The organism is Pseudomonas sp. AF32 (assembly GCF_022342325.2).
Taxonomy (GTDB): Bacteria; Pseudomonadota; Gammaproteobacteria; order Pseudomonadales; family Pseudomonadaceae; genus Aquipseudomonas; species Aquipseudomonas uvaldensis.
This window is the reverse complement of the sequence record NZ_RQJK02000006.1, coordinates 178,011-204,335: the sequence shown is the minus strand read 5'-3', so window position 1 is coordinate 204,335 and position 26,325 is coordinate 178,011. Positions and strand designations below refer to the sequence as shown.

Here is a 26,325-nt window from a genome sequence, read left to right as displayed (position 1 = left end):
GCTCAGGCCGGCAGCGGACGGGTGTCGGGCGAGGTGTTGCGAATGTGCTCCCCGGGCTGGCGAGTCAGCCTCAGCGCATTCAACACGACGGTCAACGAACTGATGGACATGCCGACGGCGGCCCACACCGGCGTAATCCAGCCGAGGGCGGCGAACGGCAACATGAGGCCATTGTACAGCGCTGCCCATACCAGGTTCTCGATGATCACCCGGCGGGTGCGTCGGGCCAGGGTAAAAGCCTGGACCAGGGCATCGAGGCGGTTGGACAGCAGCACCGCGTCGGCGCTGGTCTTGGCCAGGTCGGTGGCCGAGCCCATGGCGACGCTGATGTCCGCCGCCGCCAGTACCGGCACGTCGTTCACGCCATCCCCAAGCATAAGCACTTTGCGGCCTTGTTGATGCAGTTGTTGCAACACCACCAGTTTATCATCCGGGCGCAAACCGCCCCGGGCTTCATCGATGCCCAGTTCGGCGGCGACGCTGGCAACCATCGGTGAACTATCGCCCGACAACAGCAGCGTGCGCCAACCTCGCGCCTTACAGGCTGCCAGCAGCGCCGGGGCATCGGTGCGCAAGCGGTCGTCGAGGACAAACCAGGCCAATGGCCCGTCGGTGTCACTCAGCAGCAGCCATTGACCGGGTTCGTCAGGCATCGGCGGAACCGGCGCGCTGCTCAGTTCACACGCAAAGCCGGGATGACCGATGCGCAGGCGCCGATCACCCACCAGGCCCTCCAGCCCCAGGCCTGGGAAGCTTTGTACCTGCTCGGCAGCCAGCGGGGCACGGCCGAAGGCGCGGGCGATGGGGTGTTCGGAGCGGTTTTCCAGGGCGGCGGCCAGGCCCAGGCAGTGATCGCTGTCGAGTGCCGCCAATGGCCGAATGGCACGCAAGGCCAGACGCCCCTCGGTCAGGGTACCGGTCTTGTCGAAGATGACGGTGTCGATCTGATTCAACCCTTCCAGCACGTGCCCACGGGTCAGCAGCAGCCCGAGTTTGTGCAGGGTGCCAGTGGCGGCGGTGAGTGCGGTGGGCGTGGCCAGTGACAACGCGCAAGGACAGGTCGCGACCAGCATGGCCAACACGATCCAGAACGCCCGGGAAGCGTCCAGCTGCCACCACAACAGGCCGATGGCCGCAACGGCAACCAGAGAGAAGAACAGGAACCATTGGGCGGCCCGGTCGGCGATTTCCGCCAGTCGCGGTTTCTCGCCCTGTGCCCGTTCCAGCAGCCGGACGATGGCTGACAATCGCGTATCTTGCCCCAGAGCCAGCACCTCGACTGTCAGGGCGCCTTCGACGTTGAGTGTGCCGGCGGTGACCGCGTCGCCCACTTGTCGAGGTTGCGGCAGGTACTCGCCGGTCAGCAGCGATTCGTCGATGCTGGATTGTCCATCGAGGATCCTGCCATCGGCCGGCAGGACGGCGCCTGGATGCACCAGCACACGGTCGCCGGTGCGCAATTCACTGAGCAGGATGCGTTCGCTCTGGCCGTTTTCTTCCAGGCGCAGGCACGAGGCAGGCAGCAGGTTGACCAGTTGCGCGGTAGCCGCCGCGGTGCGTTCTCGCGCACGGCGCTCCAGGTAACGCCCCGCCAGCAGGAACAGGGCGAACATGCCCACCGCATCGAAATACAGTTCTCCCACACCGGTGATGGAGGTCCAGATTCCGGCGACGTATGCGCTGCCGATGGCCAGGGACACGGAAACGTCCATGGTCAGGTGGCGGGTGCGCAGGTCGCGCATCGCGCCCTTGAAGAACGGCGCGCAGCTGTAGAACACAATCGGTGTGGTGAGGAACAGCGCCACCCAGCGCAGGATGGTGTGCATCTCGGGGCTGAGGTCGATATTGAATTCCGGCCAGGTGGCCATGGTTGCCATCATCGCCTGGAACCACAGCAGTCCCGCGACGCCGAGCTGACGCAGAGCCAGGCGGTTTTGCGCGGCGAGTTGCTCGCTGGCCTGGTCAGCCTGGTACGGGTGGGCGGCGTAGCCGATCCGGCGCAGCTCCGCGAGCAACGTACTCAGCGGCAACTTTCCATCGGCCCAGCGTACATGCAGGCGATGATTGGAGAGATTCAGTCGCGCCTCGGCCACGGCTGGCAGGCTGCGCAGTTGTTTTTCGATCAGCCAGCCGCAGGCAGCACAGCTGATGCCCTCCATCAGCAGAGTGGTTTCAGCCAACTCGCCTTCGTGGCGGACGAACGATTGCTGCACGTCCTGGCGGTCATAAAGCGCCAGTTCATCGGTCAACTGAACGGGCAGGGTTTCCGGGTTGGCCGATGCTTCGCTGCGATGCTGGTAATAACTCTCCAGGCCCCCGGCCACGATGGCCTCGGCCACCGCCTGGCAACCCGGGCAGCACAGCTCGCGGGTTTCGCCGAGGACGACGGCGGTGAAGCGACTGCCGGGAGGGACGGGCAGGGCGCAGTGGTAGCAGGGCTGGGGAGTTGTCATCAGGTATTCACAGGTACCGCTGAATCCGTGTTGTCAGGGAGGGCCTCATCGCGAGCAGGCTCGCTCCCACAGTTGATCGCGGGCGGTCAAACACCGCAATCCCCTGTGGGAGCGAGCCCGCTCGCGATTTTCTACTTTTTCAGGTCTTCCGCACCTTGCAGCGGCTCATCCCCGAGCAAGATGGTCTGGTCATGATTGACCTGCTCTTCCTCGAACAGGCGCCAGGTCTTGTCGCCCTCGACCCCCAACAATTCGACAAAGCGCCGGCCTTCGATCTTGTCCGTCAACTGGCCCACGTACCGTCCCGGCTCGCTGTCGTTGCGGGTCAGGACGATCTTGCGGTCCTTCTCCGGCTGGGTCGGCGAAATCAGGCTCAGTTCCACGGTCTGGGGACGACTGTTGCCGTTCAGGCGCAGGTTCACCTCGCCGGTGACGTCGTCCAGCTGCACGTTGGCATGCAGTTGCAGCGTCTGGGCCAGCAGTTCGCGCTCCAGCGAACGGTTGATGCCCTTGCCGGCTTCGTAATAGTTGTCGTTGACCAGATTGTCCGGGTTTTTGACGGCAATGGTCACCATCGTCAGGCTCAGGGTCACCGAGCAGGCCAGGATCCCGATGATGATCCACGGCCAGAGGTGCTTGTACCAGGGGCTGGTGGCGGTTGCTGCAGGCATGTGCATTTCTCTCAACGGGTTTGTGGGCCGATGAACCGGCTCTTGGCTTCGACATGTACGCTGTCGTCATCGGCATCCTTGAGGATGAAGGTCACCTCGTTGGTGCTCGACGGCAGTTGTTCCGGTGCGCTGGACAGTTCAACCGGCTGGCTGACGATATCGCCCGCCGCGACCTTGAATTCCCGCCGACCTTGCAGCTTGAGATCGGGCAGGCCAGTGGCTTGCAGGACGTACGTATGGTCGCGCTGGTCCTTGTTCATGATCTTCAGGCTGTAGACGTTCTCGATCCGGCCTTCGGCGTTTTCACGGTACAGCACGCGGTCCTTGCTGACGTCGAAGCCCACCAGCGAGCGCATGAAGAACGCTGTCACCAGCAAGCTGATCATCGCCAGCAACACCAGGGCATAGCCGATCAGGCGTGGGCGCAGTTTATGGGTTTTCTGCCCCGACAGGTTGTGTTCGGTGGTGTAGCTGATCAGGCCGCGCGGGTAATCCATCTTGTCCATGATGTTGTCGCAGGCGTCGATACAGGCGGCGCAGCCGATGCACTCGATCTGCAAACCGTCACGGATGTCGATGCCGGTGGGGCAGACCTGGACACACATGGTGCAGTCGATGCAATCCCCCAGGCCCAATGCCTTGTAGTCGATGCCTTTCTTGCGTGGGCCACGGCCTTCGCCGCGACGTGGATCGTAGGAAACGATCAGGGTGTCCTTGTCGAACATCACGCTCTGGAAACGGGCGTAAGGGCACATATAGATGCACACCTGTTCCCGTAGCCAGCCGGCGTTGCCATAGGTGGCAAGCGTGAAGAAACCGACCCAGAAATAAGACCAGCCATCGGCCTGGCCGGTGAAGAATTCGAACACCAGTTCGCGGATCGGCGTGAAATAACCAACGAAGGTCATGCCGGTGACGAAGCCGATCAACAGCCACAGGCTGTGCTTGGCAAACTTGCGCAGGAACTTGTTCGCGCTCATGGGCGCCTTGTCCAGCTTGATACGTTGGTTGCGGTCGCCTTCGGTGACCTTTTCACACCACATGAAGATCCAGGTCCACACACTTTGCGGGCAGGTGTAGCCACACCAGACCCGCCCGGCATAGACCGTAATGAAAAACAGGCCGAAGGCCGCAATGATCAGCAGCCCGGACAGCAGGATGAAATCCTGGGGCCAGAAGGTCGCGCCGAAAATAAAGAATTTGCGTTCCGGCAGGTTCCACCAGACGGCCTGGTGGCCGCCCCAGTTCAACCAGACCGTTCCAAAATACAGCAGGAACAGCACTGCACCGCCCACCATCCGCAGGTTGCGAAACAGGCCGGTGAAGGCACGGGTGTAGATTTTTTCCCGAGAGGCATACAGGTCGACGCTTTTACTGGCGTCCTTGGCAGGCGGGGTGACGTCATGTACCGGAATCTGATTGCTCATCAAATGCATCCCACGGCAGTGGAAAAGTGCCGAGGCCAGTGCGTGCCGACCACGGTCAGAAAGAGTGCTGCAATGGCGCAATGATACGCCTGTCGCTCTAGCCCAAGGGTGCGACCTTTGGTCGCGTTGGGCGCGGGGGCTGAATGGTGTAGCAGATGTAACAAGTCATGATCCAGATCAATTGACTTGTCGAGTATAGTCGCCCAGCCGTAGCGGACGATTTGTAGTGTTGGTTATTAGGTGTCATTGCGATGGATATGCAGACATGTGAAAAAAAGGGCATATCGATACGCTCTGTATGCCCTTTGTTTTTTGGTACCTGATGGCTATCGCGGATCGACGTTATCCAATACGCGATTCGCCATTAAGTAACTCAACTCGATCAGTTGCTGAATGCCCAAGGCAATGTGACGTCGTGAACCGTCCAATTCGAAGGCCAGATCGCTGACCATCGCGTCAGCTGAAGCCAGGGTTTCGCTGAGGTTGGCGAGCAGGCATTCGTTATCGATGTCTTTCACAATGGTGAATAGCTGGCCTGGTTTCGGAGCGTCTTGAGACTGTTCATGTTTGGGTAGCAGATAGTTATCAAGCGCGCGGTTGGTGGCTTCGTCGTGTTTCTTGGAACCAATATCAGCTTTGTAGGAGGAGGTGGAATCCGCCTTCGGCGGATTGGGTGTGACCTTGAACATGATGAGCTCCTTTCGTAAGGGAACCATCACCGTCTGCCGCCAAGCAGATGGGGTGACGGATTACACAAGGTTGGCGGACCGGAACGAAAGGAACCCGGCATCCCCGAAGGGATCCTTGCGCAACCCGCCATAACATACGAATGCCAATGCCAAAAGCATCGCAGTCATATTTGAAGGATTGTTACGCCGGGCCGCCAAGCCCGGTCGCTGAATCTGCAGAGACGGGATTACGATAGGACGGCATGACTAAGGCGCACAAGCGGGCGGATTCTGGTGTAGTTGTAGGTAAAGGCGCAAGGTTGCGTAGTCTGGACGAGCGCGGTAGCCAACGTGTAGGCACGGTCTGAAGGTTGCCTGCAATTTTTGGCGGGGGAGCTTGCTCTCGCTCGGCGGCGCAGCCGTCATAAAAAGGTCAACGCGCTCTGCTGTGCAGTCTGCCCGATACCGTAAATGACAGTGATGACGCCGCTAACATTATCTTGGGCCGCCTAGCCATGAAGAAAAATCAGAGATGTAGATTTCATCTAGTATCAAATCTGGTGGTATGTCTTCAATACTGTCAGCGATTTCATCATAGGGGGAGGGTAATAAGTAACAAAAGCCGAAGTCCTCATCGAGGATGAGTGAGCCGTTGAAGATTCTTTGGCGTCTCGTGAGCTTTTTTATTTGGCCCAACGACATGCCTGTAGAAAGTGCTTCTCTGTACAGTCCTGTGTAGCGGGTGTTGCAGCCTATGGAGAAAATTGTTCCATCGGTAAGTGTCGAGAGGGTGATGGTGTCATCCACCACATAGGCTGTTCTCGTTTCGTTATCCGGAAGGGCATAGGTCTTGATTTCGACTTTGTGTTTTGCATACAGGGCAGTGGTGTAGATGGAAATATTCTCTCCCAGCAGAATATTGGCTGCGGAGTGTCTTGATTTTATCGCTGCCGTGAAGTCGATCATTTTATATGAGCTTTCTTGGTCGATAGAGTCGAGGGTAGTTATAGCAAAGGCTTTTGCCGTCCAGCCGAGCAAGCTCCTTGCCACGAGTGCATTGTTTTCAGTGGGATCCGTCATTTTGCTGAGGTCGCGAATTCAGATTCGTCCAAATCTTCCTCGTCGATCAGACCTTGGACGAATCGAAGTGGGTTCGGTGGCGTACACCCGGAAGGTCTTCGCTAAGGCACGAATATGCATCGCTTGGGGAAGTACAGCCTGTCAGGGTGAAATTCGCCGCAACTTTATTGCCTGTATAGGATGTTGTAGAACGGAGCTGGGTCGTCATTTATCAAGGACAAGTCATGGCCCGTGGGGATTTTTTCGAACAGCGCTTTGGTGATGCTCATGCGACGCAGGATGATGGCTTCCAGCAATTTACCGAACAGCACCTCATCATTGACGTATTTCTTCAGTTTCAGGAGTTCACGGGGCCGGTTTTTCAGGATATGGAAGGAGTAGTTCATCAGAATCATGTTCGAGACGAACAGGTTTTCCGTTGATTGGAGCGGATTGAGCGTATCGATCAGAGCATTGAATACCCACTGCCTGTCCTGGGCATAGGTGTTCAGGAAAAGGTCGGGATACATGAGCTCGCTGTGGCGATCATTGAGTTTGAAGCGGCAGGTGTCTGCGTCAGGTTCGGTCAGTAGGCGGATAACGGCTATCTGATAGCTTTTCAAATGGCTCAGCAGCTCATGCTCTTTCCTGGCGTCCGCGTTGATTGCTCTGTAAACCAGGTCGATGATCTCCAGAAAAGGCACAGGTCCCGAGGCATCGGTCTCCATCATCAATTGAGGACCCTCGATGCTGAACCGACGATACACCTCGTCGTCGATACTCAACTCGAAGAGTAGGAACCTGAACATGTGGTTTCTGATTTGCGTATTGGAATCGATCGGGCTGTTCTTCAAGCTGATCAACTGGATCAAGTAGAAGAAAATAAAATAGTCTTTGTTGGTTCGTTGACGGTTGTCGATCTCGAGCAGATAACCAAGGCGCGACAGGACCAGGAGCAGGGCATGGCAGTCCGGTTCAGTGAAGCCGATTTTCGCCATGGCTTTTTCGAAGGCAGCTATGGAAAACAAATCGTGCCAGCGGCTCACGCTGAAGGACGAGCCGTTGCTTTTCCTGGCCATTACCCGGAGCAGTGAAGGCTCGTCTTCTTCATGGAAAATGGTGCCCAGCGCCTTCGGGTAGGGGCGGGCGTTCAGGAAGTTTTCAAGCTTATAGGAGAGGAGGTTGAATATGTCCATATGGCCTTACCCGCATGTCTTCCACTTTCCATTCGGGCCTTTTTTCTCGACACGAAATGACGTGATGGTTTTATTGAATTTATCCAACAGCCGGAAACCGATTCCTCTGGCTTTGGGTTCATTCGTTTTGGAAAGCACGCCATCTTTCAGACCCGTCTCCTTATAGTCAACAGTAGAGATGTCTTTGTGGTTATTGAGCATGCTGACTCCTTCATTGTTGACGGTAGCGACGACTCGATACTTTTCATTGCCTGGGTTGAATCCTGGATTGCTGTCCTGGTTGACCCAAACCGCCTTCTCTCCCCGAATATTCGGTACCAAGCCCCCTTTACCGCCATTGGCGGCCTTCGAGGAAACCGTTTCGCTTTCGCCCATGTAGCGAATAATCTCGTTTTCTTTCAACCCCAATGGGTCGATCCAGGTGAATGGATTCGGTGAGTAGCGATAGAGATTAAGGCTGCCGGTCAGGCCCAGAGGGTCGGGCGTGGTAAAGCGTCCGATGTCGGGGTCGTAAAAGCGAAAGGTGTTGTAGTGCAGGCCAGTTTCCCGATCCAGATATTGTCCCTGGAATCGAAGGTTCTGTTCTTCGACGTAATACGGCTCACGCACCTCCTCAAAAGTGTTGCCCCATACTTGATAGCGGGCATGCCACAGCGGATGGCCGTCATTTTCCGTCAAGGCGTGTGGCAGGCCATTGGGATCGTTGTGATAATGGCGAATGCGTTGACTCGCTTCGATGCCGTCGACCCTGGCCAAGGGCTCGTGACCGTTATCAGCGTAGAGGTACAGGCTAGTCAGGCCATTTTTTTGCTCTTTTAGTAATTGCAGGCCATCCCAGTCGAAGCGCGTGGAAGCGATGAGTTGGCCTTTGCTGTCATGTTCAGTTTTCTCAATTCTTCGACCCAAGGGGTCATAGCGCATCCTGACGACACTTTCTCCCTCGACTTTCTGTGTTCGAACTTCTATCAGGCGATGATCCGAGTCATAACTGAATCGCTGCAACCCGTGCCGTCGGCTGCGTTTTTCAATCATTCGTCCGAAGCCGTCGTATCGATAACGCTTATCCTGATAAGTCAGCAATTGGTTGTGCGCAACCCGTCCGGTTGCGCCGGAGGGGCCGTCGAGGAGATTGGCAGCCGCGTCGAAGGAGAATGTTTCATTCTGTCCTTGGCGACTTCCCTGGCTCGAAATGATTCGCCCCGTTACGTCGTAGTGCAGCATTTGACGTTGCTGGCCTTGTGGCAGTCGTTCGAGGCGGCCTACAAGATGATCGCTGGGGTCGAACTCAAAATGCATCTGTTCGGTCGCCGCCATCGGCGAAGGAGGGCTGCCGAGGCGGCGTTGGCGACTGCGTAGGCGCCCGCTACGGTCGTAGTCGCTACGGGTGTGAATTTGGCCTTGTGTGCGCATCACTTCACGATGCAGCCGATCACGTTCAAAGTCGCTGATGACCTGGCCGTCAAGATTGATCTGATGCAGGTGGCCACTGCCATAGTAAAGACGGTTAATCCAGCGACCGTCAGGGAGTCGGGTTTGGGTCAGATTGCCGAGTTCGTCGTAATGATGCTGCAGAAGTCCTGCCGAACTCTGCTCTTCAATCAAATACCCCAACGCATCATAAGCGAAGCTCAATCGCTGTTCATCGCCGTCATTATTGGCAGTGACGGCTTCGATCAATTGGTTCAGAGGGCTATAGCTGTACCGGGAACGTCCGTCAGGCGTTAAGCGGGTAATCAGTCGACCTACCGCATCGCGTTCCAAATGCTGGACGATGGGTTCTTCGAGGGGAAGATTATCATCTCGTAGCGCTGCGACGGTCTCGACGCTTGTTACATGGTCAAGAGCGTCGTAGGTGTAACGCTTGACGCTACCGTCGAGATTGCGCTGTTCAACCAGCCGATCTCCGGCGTCCCAGGCAAACCGATAACTCTCGCCATTCTCATTGACCAGCGCTTGCAGCCGACCAAAGCCGTCATAGGCAAATTGCACCTGCCGGCCATGGGCATCGGTGCGTTGGCGCACTTGGCCGCGCCGGTTGTGCTGGTAGCGCGTGGTGTGCCCGGCCGGGTCGGTGTAGCCGGTGAGCTGGCCGGCGGCGTCGCGCTGGTAATGCTCGGTGCGGCCGTCCGGCAGTTGGCTGCTGAGCAACCGGCCCTGGGCGTCGTAGCTGAACTGGGTGCGCTCGCCGAGGGCATCGGTGATGGTTTGCAAATAGCCACGCGAGTCGTAGCTGAATCGCGTCGGGTAACCCGAGCAATCGATATGTTCCACCAGTTGCCCGAACGGGTTCCAGCGCAGCTTCTTGCTCTTGCCGGTGGCGTCGATGATTTCGACGACCTGCCCGTGGCTGTCGTAGCGGTAGCGGGTGACGTGGCCCAGTGGGTCGGTCTCGGCGATGCAGTTGCCTCGTGGGTCGTAGCGATACTGCCAGCTGTGGCCGGTGGCGTCGGTGTCCACCAACGGCAGCGCCCAGTGTTCGAGCCACTGAGTGGAATCGCTGCGGCCCAGCGGGTCGGTTTCGCTGATCAGGTTGCCGGCTTCGTCGTAGCTGAACGTGTAGCCACCACCTTTCGGGTCGGTGGCGCCGAGCAACTGGCGCTCGTCGTTCCATTCGAACAGCCAGGTCTGACCGAGGTTGTCGGTGGAGCGGATGATCTGGTGCTGGGCGTTCCAGTGACGGGTGCTGGTGCGCTGCAAGCTGTCGGTGATGCGCGTCGTCCCGGCGATCAGGTCATAGTCGAACTGGTACGCGTCGCCTTCGTCGGTCCAGTGGCGGGTCACGCGCCATTCCTGGTTATCGATCGAGGCCCATTCGTAGAAGCAGCGCAGGCCGGTGGGCAATTGGTGTTCCACCATGCGTCGCCCGGCGTCGTAGTTGAAGCGCCGTTGCACCTGGCCGGTGGCGTCGCGCACTTCGGCGAGGTTGTTGGCCGCGTCGTAGGTGTAGCTGACCAGCACTTCGCGCTGTTCGTCGGGGTAGAGACGTTCAAGCCGGACGACGCGCTCCCGTTCGTGAACCAGTTCCACCTGCACCAGATCGAAGGTGTCGCGCAGGCGCACCAGCCGCCCGGCTTCGTCATAGTCGAGGTGGATGCGGTTGTCGTTGCGGTCGCCCAATTGGCTCAGGCGCAGCAACGAGGCCTGTCCTGGCGTCGGTTCGAACAGGCGGTACAGGCCGCCGTCGCTTTCGATCAGCAACTGGCCGTTGACGTGCCGGCGCACGGCGAGGCCTTCGCCGGCGCTGAACACCGCGCCGCCCAGGGGGATCGAGCCCATGTCGATGGGGCGGCCCTGTCCGTCGGTGTAGACCAGGGTTTCGCCGCCTTCGGGATGGGGACGAATCTCGACTTGTACCTCGTAGCTCACGCTCCAGCCGACGCCGAACAAGCCGTCGCCGCGCTCGTCGCGGCTATTGTAGAAGCGCTGCCAGTCAATCGGCAGGATGCCGGGCAGGACGAAATCCAGCTCTTGATCACCGCCCAACACCTTGGCCCCGGTGGCGGCATGCACCGGGTTCGACGAACCCATGGCCGCATTGGCCGCCGCGCCCATCGCACTGCTGACCGCCATGGACGCCGCAGCGCCAGCCAGCATGCAGGGCAATTTGCTGAAGAACTTGCCCTTGCTGCCCTTGAGCATCAGCAGCGCGGTCACCGCCAGGCCCACGCCCGGTGTCTTGCCGCTGCGAATCTCGCGCACCACCACCGAACCACCGCCAATGGTGACATTGGATGAAATCAGCCCGGACGACACGACCTTGCCATCGCAGGTGCTGCGGTCGCCGCTGCGCACAGCGGGCTGGCCGTTGATGGTGACCTTGTCCGAGCCTTCGGCCAAAAACTGCGGCGGCATCGGCGGGTGCTTCAGGCAGGTGATCATGTCCAGCGGCTTGGGCACGGCGCCGGGGGCGGGTGTGGCGACGGTGGGGCGCCACATCTGCGAGAAGAAACTCTCGGCCATGTCCAGGTAGCTGGGTTCAACCTCGGGTTCTTCCAGCTCGGTGCCGGCCGGCGCGACATGGGATTCGATGGCCCCGGCGGCGCGGGCGGCGGGGATGTTGTTGGTCAGGGTGTCGGTGGAGCCGGTGAGGATGTTGGCTTGCACCGTGGGGGGGAAGAGGGCATTGCCAATGCCCTCGCAGATATTACTCAGGCCCTTGTCGGCCCCGGTCTTGCTCATGGCGATGCCGACGACCGCGCCGACTACGGCGCCGAGCAGGAAGCAGCCCAGGCCGCCCGTGGCCACGGTGATGCCCGTGGCTGCGACCACGGCGGCGGTTGCCAACGCGGTGATCGCGATGTTGGCCGCTACCTCCAGCACGCCGCCGAGAATATCGGCCATCATCGAGGTGTGGTCGAGCGCATCGCCCAGGCGGGCGGCCCAGAGTGCGTCAGACATGCAGGATCCCCGGACGTTTGCCGGCCATCTGCTTGAAGGGGTTGATACTTGCCACTGTGCCTGTCTCCTTGGCGGTGAATTGAGGGTCCGTTGTAACGTTATTCAGCTTGACCAGGGGTTGAGCAGCGCCACGCCACTGCTCTGGAAATCGTTCACGTTGCGGGTGACCACGGTCAATCCATGGACCAATGCGGTTGCGGCAATCAGCGCATCACATTCATTGCTGCGGTCCGGTACGTGCAGACGGGCGCAGCGCAGGGCGACGGCGCGGTCGACCGCCAGGATTCTACCTGCAAACGCAGGCATGACATGGTTATCCAGCCATGCACGCAAACGGCTGCCTTGAACCGGGTCCTTGCGTTCGAAGCGCAACACACCGGTTTCCAGCTCCAATACGGTAATCGCCGAAACGTAAAGGCTGGGGGCGGGCACACTGCGTGCCCAGGTTTGTACATGCTTGTCTGCCTGCGGTTTGCGCAGTTCCGAGATGACGTTGGTGTCGAGTAAAAACATCAGGACAGGTCTACCGGTCGAGGAGAGATGACGGCACGCTCGGTGTCGAAATCGATATCCGGCGCATCTGGCATCACCAGCAACTCGACAATGCTGGTGCCGATGCCGGTGAGTTTTTGGTACTCCTCAATGCTTAGCAGCACATGGGCCGGCTTGCCACGGTCGGTTATGATCACCGGTCCCTCAAGAGTGGCTTTTTTGGCACCACTTGTGTCGTGATTGAATTCGCGGCTGGAAATAGTGGTGATGGACATGCAGATGCCCTCGCTGATCTTGAATGTAGGCACGTTACTACCTGGGTGCGGAGCGCGCAAGGTCAAACAGATGAGCCAGCCATCGGGCCAAACAAAAGGCCCCGCCAATATTCATTGACGGGGCCTTCGGTGTATCAGGCGCTTGTCTTACTGGGCGTCAGCGGCCGGAGCCTTTTCGCCGTGGGACAGGCTGTAGACGTAGGCGGCCAGCAGGTGGACCTTGTCGTTGCCTTGCAGATCAGCCTGGGCAGGCATCTGGCCCTGGCGACCGTAGCGGATGGTCTGCTGCAGTTGGGCGAAGCTCGAACCGTAGATGAAACCGGCTGGATGCGTCAGGTCAGGTGCGCCCATGGCAGGCGTGCCTTTGCCGGCTGGGCCGTGGCACGCCACGCAGTTGGCGGCGAACAGCTTCTGGCCGTTGGCCGGATCAGCCTTGGCACCTTCCGGCAGTTTGCGACCGTGCAGGCTGGTCACCACGTAGGAGGCCACGTCGGCTACGCCTTGCTCGCCCACCACGGCAGCCCAACCCGGCATGACCGCATGACGACCGCCCATGATGGTGGTCTTGATGGTTTCCGGCTCGCCGCCCCAGCGCCAGTCGGCGTCGGTCAGGTTCGGGAAACCATAGGCGCCCTTGGCGTCGGAACCGTGGCAAACCGAGCAGTTGGAGGCGAACAGGCGGCCGCCCATTTTCAGAGCTTGCGGGTCCTTGGCGACTTCTTCGATGGGCATGGACGCGAATTTGGCGAAGATCGGACCGAACTTGGCGTCCGAACGAGCCATTTCCTTTTCCCATTCGTGCACGCCGGTCCAGCCGGTCTGGCCATTGGCAAAAGGGGTCTGCTTTTCGGTGTCCAGGTAGTTATAGCCCGGCAGCAGGCCTTTCCAGTTGCCCAGGCCCGGGTAGAGCACCAGGTAACCGAGGGCGAACACGATGGTGCCCACGAACAGCATGAACCACCATTTAGGCAGAGGGTTGTCATATTCCTCGATGCCGTCGAACGAGTGGCCAACGGTTTCGTCCGTTTGTTCGGCGCGCTGGCCCTTGCGGGTCGACAGCAGCAGCCACGTCAGGGAGAAGATCGTTCCCAGACTGAGGACTGTGACGTACAGACTCCAGAACGTAGTCATTCTTTGTTACTCCTAGAAGCTTGCTCGACGTGCTTGATGGCTTCGGGATCATCCGCGAACGGCAGCAGGGTCGCGTCGTCAAACTCCGATTTGCGCTTGGGGCTGAACACCCATAGGGCCAGACCGATAAACGCCACCATCACGACGACGGTACCCAGGCCACGAATCATCCCGATATCCATCTAAATCACCGTTTGCTTTTGATGATGGTGCCCAGGCCTTGCAGATAGGCCACCAGCGCGTCCATTTCAGTCTTGCCTTTCACGGCATCCCTGGCACCGGCGATGTCTTCGTCGGTGTAAGGCACGCCCAGGCTGCGCAGGACTTCCATTTTTTTCGCGGTGTCTTTGCCGTCGAGCTTGTTTTCTACGAGGAACGGGTAGGACGGCATTTTCGATTCAGGCACGACGTTGCGCGGGTTGTACAAATGCGCACGGTGCCAGTCATCGGAGTAGCGGCCGCCAACGCGGGCCAGGTCCGGGCCGGTGCGCTTGGAACCCCACAGGAATGGGTGGTCCCAGACGCTTTCGCCGGCGACGGAGTAGTGGCCGTAGCGTTCGGTTTCAGCGCGGAACGGACGGATCATCTGCGAGTGGCAGCCGACACAGCCGTTGGCGATATAGATGTCGCGGCCTTCCAGTTCAAGGGCGGTACGCGGCTTCATGCCTTCGACCGGCTTGTTGGTCACGTCCTGGAAAAACAGCGGAACGATCTGGGTCAGGCCGCCGATGCTGACGGCAATGACCATGAAGAAGGCCAGCAGGCCGATATTCTTCTCTACTGCTTCGTGCTTCATCAGTGAGCTCCAACTACGGCGATCTTGGCGGCGGCTTCAGCTTCAGCCGGGTCAGAAGCACGAACGGTGCGATACACGTTATAGGCCATCAGCAGCATGCCGCTGGCGAAGAACGCGCCGCCCAGGGCACGCACGATGAAGCCCGGGTGGCTGGCTTGCAGCGCTTCGACGAACGAGTAGGTCAGGGTGCCGTCGTCGTTGATTGCGCGCCACATCAGACCCTGGGTGATGCCGTTGACCCACATCGAGGCGATGTAGAGCACGGTGCCGATGGTCGCGAGCCAGAAGTGCGCGTTGATGAGGCCGGTGCTGTGCATCTGCGCACGACCGAACAGTTTCGGAATCATGTGGTAGATGGCGCCGATGGAGATCATCGCCACCCAGCCCAGCGCGCCGGCGTGTACGTGGCCGATGGTCCAGTCGGTGTAGTGGCTCAGGGAGTTGACGGTCTTGATGGCCATCATCGGGCCTTCGAAGGTCGACATGCCGTAGAACGCCAGGGACACCACGAGGAAACGCAGGATCGGGTCGGTGCGCAGCTTATGCCAGGCGCCGGACAGGGTCATCATGCCGTTGATCATGCCACCCCAGCTTGGGGCCAGCAGGATGATCGACATCGCCATGCCCAGGGACTGCGCCCAGTCGGGCAGCGCGGTGTAGTGCAGGTGGTGCGGGCCGGCCCAGATGTACAGGGTGATCAGCGCCCAGAAGTGCACGATGGACAGGCGATAGGAATAGATCGGACGTTCGGCCTGTTTCGGCACGAAGTAGTACATCATTCCCAGGAAGCCGGTGGTCAGGAAGAAACCCACAGCGTTGTGGCCGTACCACCATTGGATCATCGCGTCGGTTGCGCCCGAGTAGGCCGAGTACGACTTGAACAGACTGACCGGCAGCGACATGTGGTTGACGATGTGCAGCATCGCCGTTACGACGATGAAGGCGCCGTAGAACCAGTTACCGACATAGATGTGCTTGGTCTTGCGCTTGACGATGGTGCCGAAGAACACCAGACCATAGGTCACCCAGACGATGGCCAGCAGGATAGCCAGGGGCCATTCCAGTTCCGCGTATTCCTTGGTGGTGGTGAAACCCATTGGCAAGGTCACGATCGCGCCGACGATGACGGCTTGCCAACCCCAGAAGGTGAAGGCAGCGAGGCTGTCGGAGATCAGTCGCGTCTGGCAGGTTCGCTGCACGACGTAGTAGGAAGTGGCGAACAATGCACAACCACCGAAGGCGAAGATCACCAGGTTGGTGTGCAGCGGGCGCAGGCGTCCAAACGTCGTCCATGGCAGATCGAAGTTCAACTCCGGCCAGACCAGTTGCGAGGCGATGAAGACACCGAGCCCCATGCCAAGGATCCCCCAGACCACCGTCATGATGGCGAACTGGCGGACTACCTTATAGTTATAAGCAGTCGGACTGATTGCTGTGCTCATTCTAAGGTTCCACGGTTTGGGTGTTTTATTAGGATAAAAATCGGCCGCAAGTATGGAGAAAGCGGGGGGTCATTGCAACGCGCCATGACCTGGGTCAATGCTTTCAAAAGCTGATTCTGCGGCCTTTCCATGTTTTGCGTAGGGACAAAATACGGCCCCGGCAAATGGTCGCTGCAAAGGAAAGAGGCGAGGGGGTCAGGTCGGTTGGAACGGGGTGTGTTCACACAAGGCGTTCGGGTGAAACGAGGCCATCTCGGAAATAGCCGGTATCTGCCTGTCTTTGCGGCATTTTTATCGAACGATTGTCGAACACATCGGGTCGGGTCGACCTGAAACCGGCAGTCGCCAGTACACGCAGAGGGAAGCTTAGACCCGATTCCGGTGAACCGAAAGGAAGACCATGGGAGGGTGCGACAATGGGTCGCAAAGGGGCAGCTACGAGCTTCAAGCTGCAAGCTACAAGTGGGGACTCGTCGCTTGCAGCTTTTGCTTGGGCTTTTACTTGAGGCTCGCAGCTTGCGGCTTACCGCTCAACTGCTCATCACTTTTCGAAAGGCTGTAGACGTACGCGGCGAGCAATTGCACCTTGTCGTTGCCGAGCAGTTCGTTCTGGGCTGGCATATGACCCTGACGACCGTGGCGGATGGTTTGCTGCAACTGCGCCAGGCTGGTGCCGTAGATGAAGCCCGCCGGTTGCGTCAGGTTTGGCGCGCCCATGGCTTCGGTACCCTGGCCGTTGGCGCCGTGGCAGGCGACACAGGTCGTGCCGAACGCTTGCTTGCCCGCTTCCAGGTCGGCACCGCTGTCCGCTGGCAGCGGCAGGCCGGCCAGCTCATGACGTACATACGCGGCCACGTTCTTGACCCCGGCGTCTCCCAGCACTTCGCCCCATGCCGGCATTGCCGCCATGCGCCCGCCCAGGATGGTGGCCTTGATGGTGTCGGCAGCGCCACCCCAGCGCCAGTTGTTGTCGGCCAGGTTAGGGAAGCCGAATGCCCCCTTGGCGTCCGAGCCATGGCAGACCGAGCAGTTGGAAGCGAACAGGCGACCGCCCATCTTCAAGGCCTGCGGGTCTTTGGCGACTTCCTCAACGGGCATTGCGGCGAACTTGGCGAAGATCGGCCCGAACTTGGCGTCGGCCTTGGCCATTTCCTTTTCCCATTCATGGGCGCCGGTCCAGCCATTTTCGTAGCCGGGCAGGACGCCTTTCCAGTTGCCCAGGCCCGGATACAGGATCAGGTAACCGACGGAAAACACCAAAGTGCCGGCGAACAACAGGAACCACCATTGCGGCAGTGGGTTGTCGTATTCCTCGATGCCGTCGAAGCTGTGGCCCATGGTCTGGTCGACGCTGCCCTTGGTCTCGCCCTTGCGGGTGCCGATCAGCAGCCAGGTCAGGCCGATAAGGCTGCCAAGGGTCAGTACGCAGATCCACGTACTCCAGAAGGTGGTCATGGCCGGGTACTCCTTGTTGCAGGGTCTTGAGGATTGACGATATCGGCTGACGGTTCGTCGGCGAACGGCAGCAGGCGCGCCTGGGCGAATTCCGGGCCGCGCTTGCTGCTGAAGACCCACAGGATCAAGCCGACGAAGGCGACGAAGACCACGACCGTGCCCAGGCCTCGGATCATTCCAGTGCTCATTTCAAGAAACATGGGACTCACCTCTTGCTCTTGATGGCAGTGCCGAGCACTTGCAGGTAGGCCACCAGTGCATCCATTTCGGTCTTGCCCTTGAGGGAGGCCACGCTGCCGGCAATGTCGTCGTCGGTGTACGGCACGCCGAGGGTGCGCATCGCGCGCAGCTTGCCTTCGGTGTGGCTGCTGTCGACCGCCTGGGTCACCAGCCACGGATAGGCCGGCATTTTCGATTCGGGCACGACGTTGCGCGGGTTGTACAAGTGGGCGCGGTGCCAGTCATCGGAGTAACGCGCGCCGACCCGGGCCAGATCCGGTCCGGTACGCTTGGAGCCCCACAGGAACGGATGGTCCCAGACACTTTCACCGGCCACCGAATAGTGGCCGTAGCGCTCGGTTTCGGCGCGGAACGGACGGATCATTTGCGAATGGCAGCCGACGCAGCCTTCGCGAATGTAGATGTCACGGCCTTCCAGTTGCAGGGCGGTGTAGGGTTTCATGCCGTCCACCGGCTTGTTGGTCACGTCCTGGAAGAACAACGGGACGATTTGGGTCAGGCCGCCGATACTCACCGCCAGGACCATCAGCAGCATCAGCAGGCCGACGTTCTTTTCAATTGTTTCGTGTTTCATGGTGGACTCCTCAGGCCATCTGCGCGGCAGCGGCAGCTTCGGCAGGCTGGTAGGCCCGCACGGTGCGCCAAGTGTTGTAGGCCATCAGCAACATGCCGGCGAGGAAGATGGCACCGCCCGCCAGTCGCACGACGAAGCCTGGGTGGCTGGCCACCAGGGTTTCGACGAAGGAATAGGTCAGGGTGCCGTCCTCGTTCACTGCGCGCCACATCAGGCCCTGGGCGATCCCGTTGACCCACATCGAGGCGATGTAGAGCACAGTGCCGATGGTCGCGAGCCAGAAGTGCGCGTTGATCAGGCCGATGCTATGCATCTGCGGCCGGCCGAAGACCTTCGGAATCATGTGGTACAGCGCGCCGATGGAAATCATTGCCACCCAGCCCAGTGCGCCGGCGTGTACGTGGCCGATGGTCCAGTCGGTGTAGTGGGAGAGGGCGTTGACGGTCTTGATCGCCATCATCGGACCTTCGAAGGTCGACATGCCGTAGAACGCCAGGGACACCACGAGGAAACGCAGGATCGGGTCGCTGCGCAGCTTATGCCAGGCGCCCGAAAGGGTCATCATGCCGTTGATCATGCCGCCCCAGCTCGGTGCCAGCAGGATCAGCGACATCACCATGCCCAGGGACTGCGCCCAGTCCGGCAGCGCGGTGTAGTGCAGGTGGTGCGGGCCGGCCCAGATGTACAGGGTGATCAGGGCCCAGAAGTGCACGATGGACAAGCGATAGGAATACACCGGACGCTCGGCCTGTTTCGGCACGAAGTAGTACATCATCCCCAGGAAACCCGCGGTGAGGAAAAAGCCCACGGCGTTGTGGCCGTACCACCATTGCACCATCGCGTCAGTGGCCCCGGCGTATACCGAGTAGGACTTGGTGAGACTCACCGGCAGTTCCAGGTTGTTGACGATGTGCAGGATCGCCACGGTCAGGATGAAGCCGCCGAAAAACCAGTTGCCCACGTAGATGTGCTTGGTGTTGCGCTTGGCCACGGTGCCGAAGAACACGATGGCGTAGGCGACCCAGACGATGGTGATCAGGATGTCGATCGGCCATTCCAATTCGGCGTATTCCTTGGAACTGGTGTAGCCCAGCGGCAGGCTGATGGCCGCCAGCAGGATCACCAGTTGCCAGCCCCAGAAACAGAATGCGGCGAGCTTTGGCGCAAACAGCTGGGTCTGGCAGGTGCGCTGCACCGAATAGAACGAGCTGGCGAACAGGGCGCAGCCACCGAAGGCGAAGATCACCGCGTTGGTGTGCAGCGGGCGCAGGCGACCGAAGCTGGTCCACGGTAGATCGAAGTTGAGCTGTGGCCAGACCAATTGGGCGGCGAGAAAAACCCCGAGCCCCATGCCGACGATGCCCCACACCACCGTCATAATGGCGAATTGGCGGACCACCTTGTAGTTGTAGGCGGTACTGATAGAAGTGTTCATGGTTCCCCATCCACGGTTCAGCCGAAGAACGCGCCCGCGCAAGGCAGTACGGCATTCTTCGCCTGGAGTTATAGGCAGACTGAAAGCGAGGCAAGCATGGACAAACAGCACAAGGCCAGTATTGACGGGGATCAATGGGCGGAGTGTGTGACTCGACACGGCTGGCTATGGACGGCTGCGCAACCGGGCATCAGCGCCGAGCCCCCGACCCTGATCCTGGCTCACGGCGCCGGCGCGCCGATGGACAGCGGTTTCATGGACGAAATGGCTACGCGCCTTGCCGCACATGGGGTCAACGTATTGCGCTTCGAGTTTCCCTACATGGCCCAGCGACGCGCGGACGGGGGCAAGCGCCCGCCCAATCCCGCACCGAAACTGCTCGAGTGCTGGCGTGAGGTGTACGCCACGGTGCGGCCCTATGTCGCGGGGCGACTGGCCATTGGCGGCAAGTCCATGGGTGGGCGCATGGCGAGCCTGGTGGCCGATGAGTTGGGCTGTGACGCGCTGGTGTGCCTGGGCTATCCGTTCTACGCGGCGGGCAAGCCTGAAAAACCACGGGTCGAGCATTTGGCGGGGTTGAAGACCCGGACCTTGGTCGTCCAGGGCGAACGCGATGCGTTGGGCAATCGGGAGACGGTGCAGGGTTACGCCCTGTCACCGAGTATCGAGGTGTCGTGGCTGATGGCGGGGGATCATGACCTGAAGCCGCTCAAGGCTTCGGGGTTCAGTCATGGGCAGCATCTGGAGACGGCGGCGCAGGCAGTGGCCGGGTTTCTTCAGCTCAATTGAGGGTGTCTGTACCACCCTCATCGCGAGCAGGCTCGCTCCCACGGGAGAATGCGTTCCAAATGTGGGAGCGAGCCTGCTCGCGATGGGGTCAGGACAGGCAATAAAAAAACCGGAAGCTTCCGCTGTCCGGGTTTTTTATGAGGTAGACATCTGTCAGCGGTTAAACCGCTCCACCAACGAATACTGCGTATTGGCCGTGCGGGTCAGTTCTTCGCTCAGCAGCGCCGAGCTGTGGGCCTGTCCCGAGGTCTGGTCGGCCAGTTCCGAAATATTGCTGATGTTGCGGCTGATCTCCTCGGCTACGGAGCTTTGCTCCTCGGTGGCGGCGGCGATCTGGGTGGTCATGTCGGTGATGTTGGCCACCGCTTCGCTGATGCCCACCAGTGCTTCGTCCGCCTCCATGACCCGCGCCACGCCTTCTTCAGCCTGGCGGTGACCTGCATCCATGGTCTGCACGGCATTGTTGGCGGTCTGCTGGAGCTTGGCGATCAGGGCGTGGATCTGACCGGTGGATTCGCTGGTGCGTTGTGCCAGTTGCCGCACTTCATCGGCCACCACGGCGAAGCCACGGCCCATTTCGCCGGCACGGGCGGCTTCGATGGCGGCATTGAGGGCCAGCAGGTTGGTCTGGTCGGCAATGCCCTTGATCACGTCCACCACGCCACCGATCTCGTCGCTGTCCTTGGCGAGCTGGGTCACGGTCTCGCCCGTTTCGCCGACTACCTTCGACAGGCGCTCGATGGCCTCGCGGGTTTCCCCGGCAATGTCGCGTCCGCGGCCAGTGAGGCGATTGGCTTCCTGGGTGGCGTCGGCGGTGCGCTGCACGTGGCTGGCGACCTCCTGGGTGGTGGCGGCCATTTGATTGACCGCGGTGGCTACCTGTTCAGTTTCTACCCGCTGGCGCTCAAGACCGCTGGAGCTGTCATGGGCGAGGGCATTGGACTGGCGCGCCTGGTCGTTGAGGTGCTCGGCAGTATCCTGAAGGCGGGTCAAACAGGTCTTGAGGCGCGCTTCCTGGCTGAGGATCGACATTTCCAGGCGTGCCTGGACGCCACGGCTGTCCGTATACATCTGGGCAATCAGCGGATCGGAAGTGGTCTGTTCCGCCAGGCGCAGCAGGCGTTTGATCCCGCGTTGCTGCCATTGCAGGCCCATCAGGCCCAGGGGTACCGACAACAGGGCGGCCAAGGCAAAGCCCCACGACGAATCGAGGAACGCGCCCACGACGAAGCTCAATTGGCTGACCAGGATGAACGGCAGCCAGTCCTGCAGCACGGGCACCCACTTATCGGTGCGCGGCACCGCCGGCTTGCCCTGGTTGATGCGTCGATAAAGCGCTTCGGCCCGGGCGATCTGTTCGGCAGTGGGCTTGACCCGCACCGACTCGTAGCCGACCACCTGGTTGGCTTCGAATACGGGCGTGACGTAGGCGTTGACCCAGTAATGGTCTCCGCTCTTGCAGCGATTCTTGACGATGCCCATCCATGGCAAGCCTTGTTTCAGGGTGTTCCACATATGGGCGAACACGGCCGACGGGACGTCGGGGTGGCGCACCAGGTTGTGGGGCGAACCGATCAGTTCTTCCCTGGAAAACCCACTGATCTCGACAAATGCGTCGTTGCAGTAGGTGATCACTCCCTTGGCATTGGTGGTGGAGATCAATCGTTGCTGGGCCGGGAAGGTCCTTTCGCGTTGTGTAATGGGTTGGTTGTTACGCATGGTGTGTAGATCCGCAAGGCTTTGAGAGGTTGTCGGCGCAGTCAGCTTTAAATTGAGGTAATTTTTACCCTACGGTCCTAGGCTCTGTCTGAAAAGCCTTGATACTCGTTCATGCTGCGTTGAAAACCGGCTCGTGCGCGAGTCCGATCGGAATGCTCATTTACTCCAGTAAAGTCGAGCGCGACCCCGACCGTTCCTCACCGGTTTTCGCCTTGCCTGACCTTCGTCTCAAGACTTTTCAAACAGAGCCTAAGCCAGCATCGGATAGGTAAACAGGGCGAAATGCAGCAGGTTCAGACCGAAGTGAGTGGCAATCGCCGCGCCGAGGCCGCCGAACCGATACGCAAGGCCGTAGCCGATCCCCGCCAGGCCCGATAGCAGTACCCATTGCCAACCCGCGCCAACGTGTACCAGGCCGAACAGCAACGAAGCCAGGAGCAACGCCAGGTTGTCGCCTTGGGCCAGCTGGCTGAAGCGACGGCTCAGACCTCCCTGAATGTAGCCACGAAACAGCGCTTCCTCCACCACCGTGACCAACAAAAGATTGTTCAGCACCCACAGCCAGGCGTGATCCGGCCACTTCGGCGCCCAGTGGATCATTCCCAGCAGAATCGCCCCACCCAGGGCCAATACCGTGCTCAGCGTCAGACCCAGGGCGGTTGCATAAACAGAAAGGCGAAACGTGGGTCGCCCAACGATCCACGGACAGGCCAGCAACAACCAGAAGCCAATCAAGGGCTTGTCCTGATTGAAATACATGGCGAACGGCACCGCGTCATCGGTCAGGCGTTGCGCCGGGATGGCCCGACCATTGAAAAAACCGGGCATCCAATGCAGTGCCAGGGCCAGGGCCATGATCAGGAACAGGGCGTGCCCCAGAAACCGGCCCACAGGCGTCAGCTGCTGGCGAACTGCATACCCGGCGAACAGCAACAGCGCGACCGAGATGGCGGCCGTCCAGGCCAATTGGCCGTAAGCCAGCGCCAGGCAGTAACCGATGGAAAGAAGGGCCAGATAGGGCCAGGGTAGAGCGGGCATAAAACGTCCTTTTAGGCTGTGAAGCTTCGGCGAGAATGGCCGCCGCGTCTACGACGCTGCCATCTCGCGCAAAGAGCACATTTGTATCCATGCGGATTGATGCGTAGAAATGGAAAAGTCGCTGCCGGACTCAGGTCCTTGAGCGCCGGCGGCGGGGGGATTATAAGAGCATCCAAACGAAAACACCGCCCGAAAAGGGCGGTGTTTTGGTAGGACAGGTCCTTTCAGGCTGCAATCAATTGCCGTAGGACATAGTGAAGAATGCCTCCCGCCTTGAAATATTCCACCTCGTTCAAAGTATCGATCCGGCACAACACTTCGATGCGCTCCTGGCGACCGTCTTCACGGGTGATCACCAGTGGCAGGTTCATCCGCGGCGTCAGTTCGACATCGCTGAGGCCGAGGATGTCGAGGGTTTCCCGGCCGGTCAGGTTCAGGCTCTTGCGGTTCTGATCGAGCTTGAACTGTAACGGCAGCACACCCATGCCCACCAGGTTGGAACGGTGGATGCGTTCGAAACTCTCGGCAATCACTGCCTTGACGCCCAGCAGATTGGTGCCTTTGGCGGCCCAGTCCCGACTCGAGCCGGTGCCATATTCCTGGCCGGCGATGACCACCAGCGGCGTGCCCATGGCCTGGTACAGCATCGCGGCGTCGTAGATCGGCATTTTTTCGCCACTGGGAATGTAGATCGTGTTGCCGCCTTCTTCACCGCCGAGCATCTCGTTGCGGATGCGGATATTGGCGAAAGTACCGCGCATCATCACCTCATGATTGCCGCGCCGTGAGCCGTAGGAGTTGAAGTCCCGTGGCTCCACGCCCTGTTCGCGCAGGTAGCGACCGGCCGGGCTGTCGGCCTTGATATTACCGGCCGGGGAGATGTGGTCCGTGGTGACCGAGTCTCCGAGCAGGGCCAGTACCCGGGCGCCTTCGACGTTCCGGATGGCCGGAGGCGGGCCGCCGATGCCGTCGAAGAACGGCGGATGCTGAATATAGGTCGAGTCCGGCTGCCAGACATAGGTCGCCGCTTGCGGCACCTCGATGGCTTGCCATTGCTCGTCACCGGCAAACACGGCGGCGTATTCCTTGTGGAACATCCCGGTGTCTACCTTCGCCACGGCATCGGCCACTTCCTGGCTGCTGGGCCAGATGTCCCGTAGATACACGGGCTTGCCGTCCCGGTCGTTGCCCAACGGCTCACTGCTGATGTCGATGCGCACCGTGCCGGCCAGGGCGTAGGCCACTACCAGCGGTGGTGAGGCCAGCCAGTTGGTCTTGACCAGTGGATGTACGCGGCCTTCGAAGTTGCGGTTGCCGGACAATACCGATGCCACGGTCAGGTCGGCTTTCTGGATCGCCTTTTCGATCGGGTCCGGCAGCGGCCCGGAGTTACCGATGCAGGTCGTGCAACCGTAGCCCACCAGGGCAAAGCCCAGTTGATCCAGGTACTCAGTCAGGCCGGCAGCCTGATAGTAATCGGTGACGACCTTGGAGCCTGGCGCCAGGGAGCTCTTGACCCATGGTTTGCGCGTCAGGCCTTTCTCCACCGCTTTTTTCGCCAGCAGACCGGCCGCCATCATCACGCTCGGGTTGGAGGTATTGGTACAGGAAGTGATGGCGGCGATGACCACAGCACCGTTCTTCAGGCGATAGGTATGGCCTTCGAATTCATATTCGGCTTCCCCCACCTGATCGGCATTACCCACCGCGACGCCTCCGCCGCCTTCGCTTTCCAGGCGGCCTTCTTCCTTGCTGGTGGGTTTGACCTGCAGGCCCAGGAAGTCGCTGAAAGCCTGGCCGACGTTGGGCAGCGCGACTCGGTCCTGGGGACGCTTCGGTCCCGCCAGACTGGCTTCGACGCTGCCCATGTCCAACTCCAGGGTGTCGGTGAATACCGGTTCCTGACCGGGCAGCCGCCACAAGCCCTGGGCCTTGCAATAGGCCTCTACCAGTTTCACGGCTTCTATCGGTCGTCCCGACAGGCGCAGATAGTCCAGTGTCACCTCGTCCACCGGGAAGAAGCCGCAGGTGGCGCCGTATTCCGGGGCCATGTTGGCGATGGTGGCTCGGTCGGCCAGGGGCAGGTCGGCGAGGCCATCGCCATAGAACTCGACGAATTTGCCCACCACGCCTTTCTTGCGCAGCATCTGGGTGACGGTCAGCACCAGGTCGGTGGCGGTGATGCCTTCGCGCAGTTTACCGGTGAGCTTGAAGCCGATGACTTCGGGAATCAGCATCGACACCGGCTGGCCGAGCATGGCCGCTTCTGCCTCGATCCCGCCTACGCCCCAGCCCAACACGCCAAGGCCGTTGATCATGGTGGTATGGGAGTCCGTGCCCACGAGGGTGTCCGGGAATGCATAGGTGCGGCCGTCTTCTTCGCGGGTCCACACGGTGCGTCCCAGGTATTCGAGGTTGACCTGATGGCAGATGCCGGTGCCCGGCGGGACCACGCTGAAATTGTCGAAGGCACTCTGGCCCCAACGCAGGAAAGCGTAGCGTTCGCCGTTGCGTTGCATTTCGATGTCGACGTTCTGTTCGAACGCCTGACGGCTGGCGAACCTGTCCACCATCACCGAGTGGTCGATCACCAGGTCCACCGGCGACAACGGGTTGATCCGCTGGGGGTCGCCGCCGGCCTGCTCCACCGCGGCGCGCATGGCGGCCAGGTCGACCACGGCGGGGACGCCGGTAAAATCCTGCATCAGCACCCGCGCCGGGCGGTACTGGATCTCTCGGTCGGAACGGCGCTCCTTGAGCCAACCGGCCAAGGCCTTGAGGTCGGCGCCGGTCACGGTTTTTTCGTCTTCCCAGCGCAACAGGTTTTCCAGCAACACCTTGAGGGACATGGGTAGCCGGTCCAGATCGCCCAGGCTTCGGGCGGCATCCGGCAGGCTGAAATAGTGGTAGGTCCTGGCGTCGACTTGCAGCGTCTTGAGGGTTTTCAGGCTATCGAGGGAGGGCATTGAAATCACTCCTTTGGGTCCGCACGGCTACGGACTGACGGGACGGACAGAGCCTTTAACCTAGCCCTGTTTTAAGCTTCTGACCAATCACTGGACTGTGC

Annotated in this window: 21 protein-coding genes; 1 reads left to right on the top strand and 20 read right to left on the bottom strand. The window is 60.2% G+C overall.

The window, feature by feature from the left end; genetic code table 11:
* Positions 1–2 precede the first annotated feature (2 nt).
* The 17 genes from EGM97_RS08365 to ccoN (EGM97_RS08285) form a co-directional block, all read right to left on the bottom strand.
* On the bottom strand, positions 3–2,453 hold the full coding sequence (locus tag EGM97_RS08365) for a heavy metal translocating P-type ATPase (RefSeq protein WP_238965203.1): 2,451 nt from the start codon (positions 2,451–2,453) through the stop codon (positions 3–5).
* A 131-nt stretch (positions 2,454–2,584) separates the two neighbouring features.
* Positions 2,585–3,124 (bottom strand): FixH family protein, encoded by a 540-nt coding sequence (locus EGM97_RS08360; RefSeq protein WP_238965202.1) that lies wholly within the window; start codon positions 3,122–3,124, stop codon positions 2,585–2,587.
* Between the two features lie 11 nt (positions 3,125–3,135).
* Entirely contained in the window at positions 3,136–4,551 is a 1,416-nt protein-coding gene (gene ccoG, locus EGM97_RS08355) for a cytochrome c oxidase accessory protein CcoG (protein ID WP_238965201.1), read from the bottom strand.
* A 326-nt stretch (positions 4,552–4,877) separates the two neighbouring features.
* A complete protein-coding gene (locus EGM97_RS08350; RefSeq protein WP_238965200.1) occupies positions 4,878–5,240 on the bottom strand; it encodes a DUF6124 family protein in 363 nt (120 codons plus the stop codon).
* 474 nt (positions 5,241–5,714) lie between these two features.
* Positions 5,715–6,299: a hypothetical protein gene (locus EGM97_RS08345; protein ID WP_238965199.1), complete on the bottom strand. Its 585-nt coding sequence runs from the start codon at positions 6,297–6,299 to the stop codon at positions 5,715–5,717.
* 164 nt (positions 6,300–6,463) lie between these two features.
* Positions 6,464–7,474 carry a hypothetical protein gene (locus EGM97_RS08340; protein WP_238965198.1) on the bottom strand — a complete coding sequence of 337 codons (1,011 nt, stop codon included), beginning with the start codon at positions 7,472–7,474 and terminating at the stop codon, positions 6,464–6,466.
* Between the two features lie 6 nt (positions 7,475–7,480).
* Positions 7,481–11,872 (bottom strand): RHS repeat-associated core domain-containing protein, encoded by a 4,392-nt coding sequence (locus EGM97_RS08335; RefSeq protein WP_238965197.1) that lies wholly within the window; start codon positions 11,870–11,872, stop codon positions 7,481–7,483.
* Positions 11,873–11,974: 102 nt separating this feature from the next.
* Entirely contained in the window at positions 11,975–12,385 is a 411-nt protein-coding gene (locus tag EGM97_RS08330) for a type II toxin-antitoxin system VapC family toxin (protein WP_238965196.1), read from the bottom strand.
* Complete coding sequence (locus EGM97_RS08325) at positions 12,385–12,639, bottom strand: type II toxin-antitoxin system Phd/YefM family antitoxin (protein ID WP_238965195.1); 255 nt, start codon at positions 12,637–12,639, stop codon at positions 12,385–12,387. Before EGM97_RS08325 ends, EGM97_RS08330 begins: the two co-directional genes overlap by 1 nt.
* A 147-nt stretch (positions 12,640–12,786) precedes the next feature.
* Entirely contained in the window at positions 12,787–13,770 is a 984-nt protein-coding gene (gene ccoP, locus EGM97_RS08320; protein WP_053158766.1) for a cytochrome-c oxidase, cbb3-type subunit III, read from the bottom strand.
* Positions 13,767–13,952, bottom strand: coding sequence for a CcoQ/FixQ family Cbb3-type cytochrome c oxidase assembly chaperone (locus EGM97_RS08315; protein ID WP_003183474.1), 186 nt, complete (start codon positions 13,950–13,952; stop codon positions 13,767–13,769). The genes ccoP (EGM97_RS08320) and EGM97_RS08315 overlap by 4 nt, the downstream gene beginning before the upstream one ends.
* Positions 13,953–13,957: 5 nt before the next feature.
* The gene (gene ccoO, locus EGM97_RS08310; RefSeq protein ID WP_238965194.1) at positions 13,958–14,566 is read right to left on the bottom strand and encodes a cytochrome-c oxidase, cbb3-type subunit II; all 609 of its coding nucleotides are present in this window, start codon (positions 14,564–14,566) and stop codon (positions 13,958–13,960) included.
* A complete protein-coding gene (ccoN, locus tag EGM97_RS08305) occupies positions 14,566–16,008 on the bottom strand; it encodes a cytochrome-c oxidase, cbb3-type subunit I (protein ID WP_053158760.1) in 1,443 nt (480 codons plus the stop codon). Before ccoN (EGM97_RS08305) ends, ccoO (EGM97_RS08310) begins: the two co-directional genes overlap by 1 nt.
* A 498-nt stretch (positions 16,009–16,506) precedes the next feature.
* Complete coding sequence (gene ccoP, locus EGM97_RS08300) at positions 16,507–17,463, bottom strand: cytochrome-c oxidase, cbb3-type subunit III (protein WP_238965193.1); 957 nt, start codon at positions 17,461–17,463, stop codon at positions 16,507–16,509.
* Positions 17,460–17,663 (bottom strand): cbb3-type cytochrome oxidase subunit 3, encoded by a 204-nt coding sequence (locus EGM97_RS08295; protein ID WP_053158754.1) that lies wholly within the window; start codon positions 17,661–17,663, stop codon positions 17,460–17,462. Before EGM97_RS08295 ends, ccoP (EGM97_RS08300) begins: the two co-directional genes overlap by 4 nt.
* A gap of 5 nt (positions 17,664–17,668) precedes the next feature.
* Entirely contained in the window at positions 17,669–18,277 is a 609-nt protein-coding gene (gene ccoO, locus EGM97_RS08290) for a cytochrome-c oxidase, cbb3-type subunit II (RefSeq protein ID WP_003183469.1), read from the bottom strand.
* 10 nt (positions 18,278–18,287) lie between these two features.
* A complete protein-coding gene (gene ccoN, locus EGM97_RS08285) occupies positions 18,288–19,712 on the bottom strand; it encodes a cytochrome-c oxidase, cbb3-type subunit I (RefSeq protein WP_238965192.1) in 1,425 nt (474 codons plus the stop codon).
* 96 nt (positions 19,713–19,808) lie between these two features.
* On the opposite strand from ccoN (EGM97_RS08285), the gene EGM97_RS08280 reads away from it, so the two are divergent.
* A complete protein-coding gene (locus tag EGM97_RS08280; protein ID WP_238965191.1) occupies positions 19,809–20,501 on the top strand; it encodes an alpha/beta family hydrolase in 693 nt (230 codons plus the stop codon).
* Between the two features lie 153 nt (positions 20,502–20,654).
* Here EGM97_RS08280 and EGM97_RS08275 read toward each other — a convergent pair whose 3' ends face one another.
* The 3 genes from EGM97_RS08275 to acnA form a co-directional block, all read right to left on the bottom strand.
* On the bottom strand, positions 20,655–22,220 hold the full coding sequence (locus EGM97_RS08275) for a methyl-accepting chemotaxis protein (RefSeq protein WP_238965190.1): 1,566 nt from the start codon (positions 22,218–22,220) through the stop codon (positions 20,655–20,657).
* 249 nt (positions 22,221–22,469) lie between these two features.
* Positions 22,470–23,258 (bottom strand): CPBP family intramembrane glutamic endopeptidase, encoded by a 789-nt coding sequence (locus EGM97_RS08270; RefSeq protein WP_238965189.1) that lies wholly within the window; start codon positions 23,256–23,258, stop codon positions 22,470–22,472.
* Positions 23,259–23,482: 224 nt separating this feature from the next.
* The gene (gene acnA / locus EGM97_RS08265) at positions 23,483–26,224 is read right to left on the bottom strand and encodes an aconitate hydratase AcnA (RefSeq protein ID WP_238965188.1); all 2,742 of its coding nucleotides are present in this window, start codon (positions 26,222–26,224) and stop codon (positions 23,483–23,485) included.
* Positions 26,225–26,325 lie beyond the last annotated feature (101 nt).

Excerpts from the sequence above, each read along its gene's own strand:
- EGM97_RS08270 (WP_238965189.1), bottom strand. The coding sequence starts at position 23,258 with ATGCCCGCTCTACCCTGGCCCTATCTGGCCCTTCTTTCCATCGGTTAC.
- EGM97_RS08330 (WP_238965196.1), bottom strand. The coding sequence starts at position 12,385 with ATGTTTTTACTCGACACCAACGTCATCTCGGAACTGCGCAAACCGCAG.
- EGM97_RS08280 (WP_238965191.1), top strand. The coding sequence starts at position 19,809 with ATGGACAAACAGCACAAGGCCAGTATTGACGGGGATCAATGGGCGGAG.
- ccoG (WP_238965201.1), bottom strand. The coding sequence starts at position 4,551 with ATGAGCAATCAGATTCCGGTACATGACGTCACCCCGCCTGCCAAGGAC.
- EGM97_RS08340 (WP_238965198.1), bottom strand. The coding sequence starts at position 7,474 with ATGGACATATTCAACCTCCTCTCCTATAAGCTTGAAAACTTCCTGAAC.
- EGM97_RS08295 (WP_053158754.1), bottom strand. The coding sequence starts at position 17,663 with ATGTTTCTTGAAATGAGCACTGGAATGATCCGAGGCCTGGGCACGGTC.
- EGM97_RS08360 (WP_238965202.1), bottom strand. The coding sequence starts at position 3,124 with ATGCCTGCAGCAACCGCCACCAGCCCCTGGTACAAGCACCTCTGGCCG.
- EGM97_RS08315 (WP_003183474.1), bottom strand. The coding sequence starts at position 13,952 with ATGGATATCGGGATGATTCGTGGCCTGGGTACCGTCGTCGTGATGGTG.
- ccoN (WP_238965192.1), bottom strand. The coding sequence starts at position 19,712 with ATGAACACTTCTATCAGTACCGCCTACAACTACAAGGTGGTCCGCCAA.
- ccoP (WP_238965193.1), bottom strand. The coding sequence starts at position 17,463 with ATGACCACCTTCTGGAGTACGTGGATCTGCGTACTGACCCTTGGCAGC.
- ccoP (WP_053158766.1), bottom strand. The coding sequence starts at position 13,770 with ATGACTACGTTCTGGAGTCTGTACGTCACAGTCCTCAGTCTGGGAACG.
- EGM97_RS08345 (WP_238965199.1), bottom strand. The coding sequence starts at position 6,299 with ATGACGGATCCCACTGAAAACAATGCACTCGTGGCAAGGAGCTTGCTC.
- EGM97_RS08325 (WP_238965195.1), bottom strand. The coding sequence starts at position 12,639 with ATGTCCATCACCACTATTTCCAGCCGCGAATTCAATCACGACACAAGT.
- EGM97_RS08350 (WP_238965200.1), bottom strand. The coding sequence starts at position 5,240 with ATGTTCAAGGTCACACCCAATCCGCCGAAGGCGGATTCCACCTCCTCC.
- EGM97_RS08365 (WP_238965203.1), bottom strand. The coding sequence starts at position 2,453 with ATGACAACTCCCCAGCCCTGCTACCACTGCGCCCTGCCCGTCCCTCCC.
- EGM97_RS08335 (WP_238965197.1), bottom strand. The coding sequence starts at position 11,872 with ATGTCTGACGCACTCTGGGCCGCCCGCCTGGGCGATGCGCTCGACCAC.
- ccoO (WP_003183469.1), bottom strand. The coding sequence starts at position 18,277 with ATGAAACACGAAACAATTGAAAAGAACGTCGGCCTGCTGATGCTGCTG.
- acnA (WP_238965188.1), bottom strand. The coding sequence starts at position 26,224 with ATGCCCTCCCTCGATAGCCTGAAAACCCTCAAGACGCTGCAAGTCGAC.
- ccoN (WP_053158760.1), bottom strand. The coding sequence starts at position 16,008 with ATGAGCACAGCAATCAGTCCGACTGCTTATAACTATAAGGTAGTCCGC.
- EGM97_RS08275 (WP_238965190.1), bottom strand. The coding sequence starts at position 22,220 with ATGCGTAACAACCAACCCATTACACAACGCGAAAGGACCTTCCCGGCC.
- ccoO (WP_238965194.1), bottom strand. The coding sequence starts at position 14,566 with ATGAAGCACGAAGCAGTAGAGAAGAATATCGGCCTGCTGGCCTTCTTC.